Origin of the sequence: Pseudopedobacter sp. (genome assembly GCF_040392825.1) — a bacterium.
Lineage (GTDB): Bacteria > Bacteroidota > Bacteroidia > Sphingobacteriales > Sphingobacteriaceae > Pseudopedobacter.
The window spans coordinates 1-4,916 of record NZ_JBEBVH010000275.1; the positions used below are offsets into that span (position 1 = coordinate 1).

At 37.2% G+C, this 4,916-nt stretch carries 4 protein-coding genes; all 4 read left to right on the top strand.

Annotated features, from left to right (window positions below):
- On the top strand, positions 1-203 hold a 203-nt coding region (locus ABWO41_RS15305; RefSeq protein WP_353139927.1), incomplete at its 5' end, for a hypothetical protein.
- Positions 200-1,684, top strand: a complete 1,485-nt coding sequence (locus ABWO41_RS15310; protein WP_353139929.1) for a PQQ-dependent sugar dehydrogenase — start codon at positions 200-202, stop codon at positions 1,682-1,684. The genes ABWO41_RS15305 and ABWO41_RS15310, both read left to right, overlap by 4 nt.
- 106 nt (positions 1,685-1,790) lie before the next feature.
- Entirely contained in the window at positions 1,791-2,843 is a 1,053-nt protein-coding gene (locus ABWO41_RS15315) for a Gfo/Idh/MocA family protein (protein ID WP_353139931.1), read from the top strand.
- 431 nt (positions 2,844-3,274) lie between these two features.
- Positions 3,275-4,916: hypothetical protein (locus tag ABWO41_RS15320; RefSeq protein WP_353139933.1), on the top strand; the 1,642-nt coding region annotated here is incomplete at its 3' end.

The following is a 4,916-nucleotide window of genomic DNA, read 5'->3' on the forward strand; positions in this document are numbered from 1 at the left end:
AGCTTATTAAAGAACTAAAAGAAGGAAACGGCATTGTGAGATCATTCCGAATTCCTGCTTTGAAAGACAAAATACATGTTAACTATACCCCAACAGACAACACAGCGTATTACTTCAATGGCAAAAAGCTTTCAGGCGAGTATTTAGAGCTGAAGCCAGAAGCAGGAGCAAAATTTAATATAGAATTAAGAATCATCAAATGAGAAATATAATCTTACTGATAAGTGTAACGTGTACATTGATTTTTTGTACCAGTTTTGATAAAAAAGCAAAGCCGCCATATACCATTGAAAACATCAAAACTCCCGATGGCTTAACTGCAGAAGTAGCTGCTTTAGAGTTCTTGCCGGATGGAAGATTGGTTGCCGCCTTTATGAGAGGGGAAATAATGATTTATGACCCTAAAAAATCAGAATGGAAATTGTTTGCCAGTGGACTGCATGAACCGCTGGGAATGTTAGTGGTTAATGAAAGTGAACTATTGGTGATGCAATTGCCAGAACTTACAAGGGTAAAAGATACCGATGGAGATGGAATGGCCGACTTATATGAAACGGTTTATGATGGTTTTGGTATGACCGGAAATTATCATGAATTTACTTACGGACCTGTAAAAGATAAAAAAGGGAACCTGTATATAGGCCTCAACTCTGCATCCTCTGGTGGAGGAATTGCAAAAGAAGTCAGGGGCGAGTTAAATATGGACGGCAAATCAAAACAAAGCCGGGCTATGTTTTCGGTAGTTCCTTACAGAGGATGGATTATGAAGCTAACTCCAGATGGAAAAGTGATTCCCTTCGCATCAGGTTTCCGTTCTCCTAATGGCTTGATGATAGATGATAACGAAAATCTGTTCGTAACAGATAACCAGGGAGATTGGGTGGCTTCCAGTCCACTTTATCATGTGAAAGAAGGACATTTTTACGGTCATCCGGCTGCTTTAGTTTGGGAAAAAAATTGGAAAAAAGGAAATCCGTTTGAATGGGGCAAAGATTCGTTAGATAATTTGCGAGATAAACCTGCTGTTATTTTTCCGCATGATGTGATAGCTAACTCACCAACCCAGCCCGTTATGATCAGGGAAGGTATGAACATGAACCATTTTAAGGGTCAGCTTATAGTTGGTGAGATGAATACGGAGCGTCTTGTACGTGTAATGTTGGAAGAAGTTAACGGAGTTATACAGGGAGCAGTAACATTGTTTATAGAAAAAGACGGTCTGAGAAAAGGCAACAACAGATTGGCAATTGCTCCTGATGGAAGTATATGGGTTGGCCAGACCGACCACGGCTGGCTGGGAGACAGAGGGATACAGAAAATTACAGCAACAAACAAGGTTCCATTTGATGTAAAAACTATTAAACTGGAAAAAGAAGGATTCGAATTAGATTTTACTGAACCTTTTTCTATTCCCAAGGGAATAGATATTTCTTCGCTGTTAAAAGTAAAAAAGTACAATTATCATTACCATGCAAAGTATGGCTCTCCGAGAATAAATGAAGAAAATGTGGTTATAAAAGCGGTTAAAACGGCTGCTAAAAATTCTAAGATGACTTTAGATCTTGGAAAAATAGAAGCGGGTTTCGTTTATGAAATTAAGATCGATTCTATGTTTAACAAAGGCCGAAAAGATACTTTGATGAATAAAGTAATAGCTTACACGGTTAAGAAAACTAAAGATTAGAATCATTTAACAGAAGTAAACTGGTTTTTATTTGTAAAAAATTTAAAATCAGTAATATACAATGTGATAGATAGGTGGTGTATACAAACTCTTGAATATTATTGTTATGGGAATTGAAAAAATATATGGCTTCGGTATAATTGGTACAGGAGCCATTGCAGATATGCATGCAGAGGCATTAAAATGTATTCCGAATGCTAAATTGCTAGGTGTATTTAACAGAAGTTTCGAAAAAGCAAACTCGTTTAAAGACAGACATACTTGTCTTGCTTTTGATAATCTGGATGATTTGCTGAATTTTGAAGGTTTAGATATAGTTTGTATTTGTACCCCTTCAGGTCTTCATGAGGATATAGCTATTAAAGCTATACAAAAAGGAAAGCATTGTTTAATTGAGAAGCCTCTAGAGATAACTACCGAAAAATGTGACCGTATTATAAGGACAGCTAATGCGAATAATGTAAAATTAGGTGTGATTTTTCCAAGTAGGTTTTATCCTGAAAGCAAAAAGATTAAAGCCGCTATAGATAAGGGAAGATTTGGCAATCTGGCAATTGGTAGTGCGTATGTAAAGTGGAGTAGAACAGAAGCTTATTACAAGCAAAACGCATGGAGAGGTACCTGGGAACTGGACGGAGGAGGCGCATTAATGAATCAGGCTATCCATGCCGTAGATGTTTTGCAATGGTACATGGGAGAGGTGGAAAGTGTACAGGCGCTTACCGGTAATTTCAGACATAAAGAGATTGAAGTAGAAGATACCGCAGTAGCCATTTTAAAATTTAGCAATGGTGCTTTGGGAGTAATTGAATGTTCTACTGCCATTTATCCGGGTTTTTTAAAACGTATAGAAATATCAGGTACAGAAGGATCGGTTATTATAGAAGATGCCGATATAACCAGATGGGAATTTGAAAAAGAAGAAACCGGAGACGAGCTTGTTGTTAAAAAAGATAAAAAACATGAGTCGGTTAATGGAGGAGTCTCCAATCCAATGGCCATAAGCTTTTTAGGCCATCAGTTACAAATAGAAAACTTTATATTATCAGTAAGTACAGGAGTTAATCCGTTTGTTGATGGAAATGAGGGAAGGAAATCTGTAAGAATTATAGAAGCAATTTATGAAAGTGCAGCAACAGGAAAATCAGTTATGATATAACCGGATACTATAAAAACTGATCTCATATAAAAAGAATGACGTACTTATACAGCATTATGCGGTGCGTCATTTTTTTTAATAGCTTATTGAATCGTTTGTAGTTATAAGTAAAAAAAGATTTGTTTGAATTTTAAAATAATGGTATATTCACTATTATTTCGGTAACGTTACCGAAAATATCTGAACTAATATATTAACCAAATCCACAATTTAAAGCAGAGCATTTCATTGTGTTTTTAATTATCGTTTACGTAACCATAACTACAAATCCTGAGAGATAGGAATAGAGGATACATTAACTCTTGCATTCATTTATTTCGGGGCCAAGTCATATTGTTAAAGCAATGGGGATAGAAGTAAATCCAGCAACATTTGCAACGGAAACAAATAGCATTAAATAAAGAATACAAATCACTTATAAATTTTATAATATGAGAAAACAACTATTAAAAAATCTATGTGTAGCAGCTCTGGGGATTATAGGGCTGTCTTCTGTTGCAAATGCACAGCATTGGCTGGGGAGTATTTCGGGTCCTATACCGTTCCATAGTGGTGATTATTTGGGTAAGCGTTTAGCGGTAGACGCTGCTGGCAATACTTACTCTACAGGGACCTATGCTGCTAGCACTACTATAACTAATACCTGGGCTAATGCTTACAGTAACGGGAAAACGGGAGAAAATGGAGAAAAGGCTTTTGATCAAGACTTGAAAAATGTTGCCCTTGCTTCGGGGCCTCAAAATAATGCTCATAATACTTTTGTAGCAAAAACTGACAATGCGGGTAAGTTTGATTGGATGTTAGGATTTGGGCCAACAGTAAAGAGTACAGCATCACCTTATACCGTTGCTATAGCAAACGCGATAGCTGTTGATGATGTAAATAATGCCGTATATATAGGAGGACGTTTCGCTGGGGAGATAGACTATTATTATAAATCAAGTTCTGGTATTAATTTTAGTCCTGGAAATATTTCAACTATAGGTGCCAGCGATACGGATGGCCTGTTAATGAAACTATCAAAGACAGGAAATTACGTATGGCACAAAACATTTTCAAGTACTACTGCTAATAGTACGGAATCTGTAAGAGATGTAAGGACTGATGCTGACGGAAATTTAATTGTAGTAGGGTCTTTTACAGGTGAGTTGAAGATAAATGAGGTACCTGTATTAATAGAAGGTCAGGCTTTTAAATCGAAAGGAAGTACTGATGGGTTTATAGCCAAATTTGATACAAATGGTAATCTCCTATTTATTAAATCTATTGGTGGTACCGCGGCAGATGTTGCCTACGCTGTCGTTACAGATCCAATTGATAAAAGCATCTATGCCACAGGTTCTGGAAATTTTGGAACTGCTACAACCATTAGTATTGATAGCGAGAATTTTCCGGTTGCGTTAGGGACAAGTACCTGGTTGACAAAGCTGGATAGTGATGGCGTTGTTAAGTGGGTACAATCAATTTCAAGCACAGAAAGCCAACAAAAAATAGCTTATGATATTACGGTAGATAAGGACAACGGGGTTTATATTGCGGGAACTTTAAGTGGAGGATCTGATAATACGTTAGATTTTGGAGGAGTAACAGTACCTATTGAAGCTAACACCGCCACTTTTCCTTTTTTTGCCAAATTCAACGCAAGTAACGGATCAGGAATATGGGGCAAAGTTTTTCCTGCAGGAGGAACGTCTACCGCGAATGTAATTACGGTAAACGACAATAAAGAAGTTTTTGCAGGAGGAGTCGTTCTTACTTCTATGGATTTTAAAACTATAGGTATAACAAACATTACAACAACAGACGGCAATGAAGGATATATTGCAAAATTTAATGGAGAAACCGGAAATGTAGTAGATACAAAAGTCTTATCTACATTAGGTGGAGACAGAGTTATGGGCTTGGTAGCAACTAATTCTGCCTTATATATAAACGGGCAGGCCGCTGGTATTACAACTCAACGAACAACGGTAAATTTCGCAGGTACCGGACAAGATTTTTATCACAGACCAGGAAACGGCAGTTGGAATGCCTTTGTTATGAAATGGAATTCGACCACACTTCCTGTATCCT

Bases quoted from the DNA above. Each gene is read 5' to 3' on its own strand.
- ABWO41_RS15310 (WP_353139929.1), top strand. From the start codon at position 200: ATGAGAAATATAATCTTACTGATAAGTGTAACGTGTACATTGATTTTT.
- ABWO41_RS15315 (WP_353139931.1), top strand. From the start codon at position 1,791: ATGGGAATTGAAAAAATATATGGCTTCGGTATAATTGGTACAGGAGCC.